We start from the raw sequence: 3,391 nt of genomic DNA, 5'->3' as shown, positions 1-3,391 counted from the left end.
GCGTCCGGCTTATAATCCAAAATTCGATGTTTTCAAATTTTTGTCATGTACTTAAAATATCTATATATAAAGTATGTATGTTTGGCAGCATTATTGAGTAATTAATTAGCTAAATAATGCTCACTTTTGAGAAATTACGCTACTTTTGCAGCATAATTGTGCTGTTTTGTGCTAATACTGCATAATACATCAAACTATTCGTGTTCTTAATTTGTAATAATTAGTCAAGAACAGCGTTATTATGATGAAATAAATAAGAACTATGAGCAAGATATATGCATTTGATTATATGTTATCCTTATTTGAGAATTGGTATAATGAAGAGAATAAAGAGCAGAATAAAGGATTCGAGAACTGTTCTAAATTGTCTATGCTCAAACTTCTGTTTTTGACCGCAGTTCCTAAGGAAGAAGGTGCTAGGGATTTATTAGATATCTTTGATAATTTTCATGCATTGCCATATGGCCCTGTGGAAAGTGATATATATAATGCTATTCAAGATAAAAAACTGCCATCTTATATTATAACTGAAAGATCTATTACTAAAAAAGAAAATGTGACATTACTTTACAATGTGGATGATTATAGTCTTGTAAAGGATGCTATTGATGCTTTGAAAATGAAAAATAGACATCTTATCTTATTGAACGCTTTTGATTTGGTGAAAATTACACATAAGTGGGAAAGCTGGAAGCAGTCTATAAATTTTGCTAAGTTAATGGATATGTCAAGTTATAAAATGACTGTAGATTCAATTCGGAACGATAGAAATAAATACTTTGAGTAAAATCACGCATAATGCATAGCATATTAGAACAATGTTATAATCAATTTTTATCAGATTTTTCTGAATCTTGGTTGCCAGATGGCGAAGATGAAAATGTATTGTTTGATAAAAAATCTCAAATAGACAGTTTTTTTGAGGTGTGCTTTATTCAATTGAGCAAATCTATTATTAGTGGTGAATACATTGGTACTCCTAATTTTATTGATGTATTAAATCGCTTTTTGGAAAAAACAGCAGCGGTGGAATATGCTCCTTCGGAATCAAGAAACAAAAAAGTAGACAAGTTGCTGTCAAGTTATAGAGATTTGAATTACTCAATCTATAATTCCTTAAAACGTTACAATTCTTTTATAATAGCCACGAAAAAGAAATTTAATACAGAAGAGGATAAATATAAATACGGATTCTACAGGTTAAAGAAAGAAGAAGCGACAGATAATAATCTTATATTATTTTCGGAAATTGTTATACCTCTATGTATCTATGATTATCAATTTCCTGCAAATGAAGATGAATTTCAGGATATACTTATAATTAGAAATAGATTAATGGAGTATATGAGTGAAGGTAGCGCTGAAAGAAAAGCGATTTTATCAATACTGCTCCAAAAATGTCATTTTATCATACGTAAGATAAAGAAAACTCCTTTCTATTATAATATTGAGTCTGCTGTTGAGTTGATATTCCCAATGGAAATGAATATTGGGTCTTATGATGAATTTGTAAAAGAAGAATGCAATTCAGCATCTAAAGCAGAAGAATTGTTGGCTGATATTAATGGAATAAATCCTAATCTGAAATCATTTGTATTATTGATGAAATATTACAAACAGAATTTTACAGACAAATCCGATATTGACAAGATGTGGTTTGTGTTAAATCAGTTTTCTAATATTTATCAAATAAGACGAGATACACAAGCATTTATAAGTCCGGCTAATTCAGTAGAAGAATATAATAAATTTTCTTTAAATTCTATTTTTAATTTCTTGCACAATTGTTGTTTTTCTTTCTATATACAAAAATGTGAACCTAATTTGAGGCAAATAAAAGAGAAACTGCTGCATATAGAGCATATACAGGCAAAGACTGGAGTGAAAAATTTCCATCCATACGAGAAGGCTATTGAAGCAATTATTAGATGTATTGAACTACATATTGGAAAAGATGATTTTGATAATAGACTTATAGAAGATAAATTGGAGGAACTTAACCGGGTTATTCTTTTATACAAAGAGGCTTATGATTGGAGTAGTTCTCATCAGTTTTTTCCTTTTCAATTACCATTCGAAGAGTCAATGTGTAGTGTAGGCGATGGGTCTATTAGGCTGTTTATGCCTTCGGCTTATGCTCGATATATTAACTATAATACATTGAAAGAACGATTAGAACAATTTAATAGGACTAAGGAGTATTTGAGGTTTCGTTGTGATTTATCAATGGAAAGGAAAGAGATAACACAGATAAAAGAAGATATTAAAGCTTCAGATAAAAAGGCTTATGATTCGATAGCAATATTTATAGCTGCTATTACTTTCCTTTTTGGAATTGTGAATATTTTCATAAATAATACTACTCTTAATCTGTATCAGTTAATAACTAATACTATTGGGCTAGGCATATTACTATTGCTATTTGCTTTTTCGTATTTATTTGTATCCCCATTGTTAGTTCAGAGGATAAGTTGGACACACTACCGTAAAACTGGTCGGTTTATAGTTGGTATAATAGTGATAGTATCATATTTTATATTGATTTGTTCTTTGTGCGGTTATAGCCAGTCTGCAATAGATAAGACAGGTAGAACTGGAACTATAATAGACACATTGCACAATGAATCGAAATCAGAATTACAACAAATAAAGCCAGTTCAATAACCTATCGCACTGGCTTCCGTCGGGGCTTTTTATACAAGAAATGATTAGTTAAAAGTATTCCAGTGCCTACTTTCTTTTATATCTAAGTTGATATAAGCTCAGATATGATTATCTGAAAGTAAGAACAAATAATAATAGTATTAGATATGAAACAGAGAAGAAATAGGTCTGAGTCCAACTATAAACGTGCAAAGATTAATTCGTGGTGCAGGCTTTTAGAAAAGGATTTTGATTGGGATTATACGTTTTTATTGGAAATAGAGCGCAAGAAAATAATAGAAATGTATGAATACTTTAAAAAGTGTACGCGTTCGGATAAAATGCCTATAGTGGCAAGAGACTTGCAACTTTGCATTGGCCTATTGGATATTGTGCTCGAAAAGGATAATTTGCTGTTGGAATTTTCAGGAATGAAGACTATACGTAGAGATGACGGTATGTATGAAATGGTAGAAAGTCCACATGTAATAGCTTGTAGGAATTTGTACATTAACACTAAAAACGCATCAAGGTTCTGCCTATTCAATTTCCCAACAGATGATTATGATATTGAAATTATTTATAAAGAGGAATTGAGAAGATATAAGGCATGGTATCTATATAATAAAATCAGAACTTACAAGTTGTTTTCTTGGTGGGATTAGGTAATAGATGCTCATCGGTCTTACTTAGGTAACCATTCTATTTTCCGCCTTGACACGCATCGCAACCCAGCATATCTTTGCGC

The 3,391-nt window shown here is 30.8% G+C and carries 3 protein-coding genes; all 3 read left to right on the top strand.

The window, feature by feature from the left end:
• Window positions 1–262 precede the first annotated feature (262 nt).
• The 3 genes from E5355_RS18850 (at window position 263) to E5355_RS18840 (ending at window position 3,308) form a co-directional block, all read left to right on the top strand.
• On the top strand, window positions 263–787 hold the full coding sequence (locus E5355_RS18850; protein WP_117714064.1) for a type II toxin-antitoxin system antitoxin SocA domain-containing protein: 525 nt from the start codon (window positions 263–265) through the stop codon (window positions 785–787).
• Between the two features lie 11 nt (window positions 788–798).
• Complete coding sequence (locus E5355_RS18845; RefSeq protein ID WP_136011533.1) at window positions 799–2,664, top strand: hypothetical protein; 1,866 nt, start codon at window positions 799–801, stop codon at window positions 2,662–2,664.
• Window positions 2,665–2,810: 146 nt separating this feature from the next.
• A complete protein-coding gene (locus tag E5355_RS18840) occupies window positions 2,811–3,308 on the top strand; it encodes a hypothetical protein (protein WP_136011532.1) in 498 nt (165 codons plus the stop codon).
• Window positions 3,309–3,391 lie beyond the last annotated feature (83 nt).

Origin of the sequence: Bacteroides muris (ex Afrizal et al. 2022) (genome assembly GCF_004793475.1) — a bacterium.
Classification (GTDB): Bacteria; Bacteroidota; Bacteroidia; order Bacteroidales; family Bacteroidaceae; genus Bacteroides; species Bacteroides muris.
Note: the sequence above shows the minus strand (reverse complement) of the source record. Positions and strands in the feature narration are given on the sequence as shown.

Bases quoted from the DNA above. Each gene is read 5' to 3' on its own strand.
- E5355_RS18840 (WP_136011532.1), top strand. From the start codon at position 2,811: ATGAAACAGAGAAGAAATAGGTCTGAGTCCAACTATAAACGTGCAAAG.
- E5355_RS18845 (WP_136011533.1), top strand. From the start codon at position 799: ATGCATAGCATATTAGAACAATGTTATAATCAATTTTTATCAGATTTT.
- E5355_RS18850 (WP_117714064.1), top strand. From the start codon at position 263: ATGAGCAAGATATATGCATTTGATTATATGTTATCCTTATTTGAGAAT.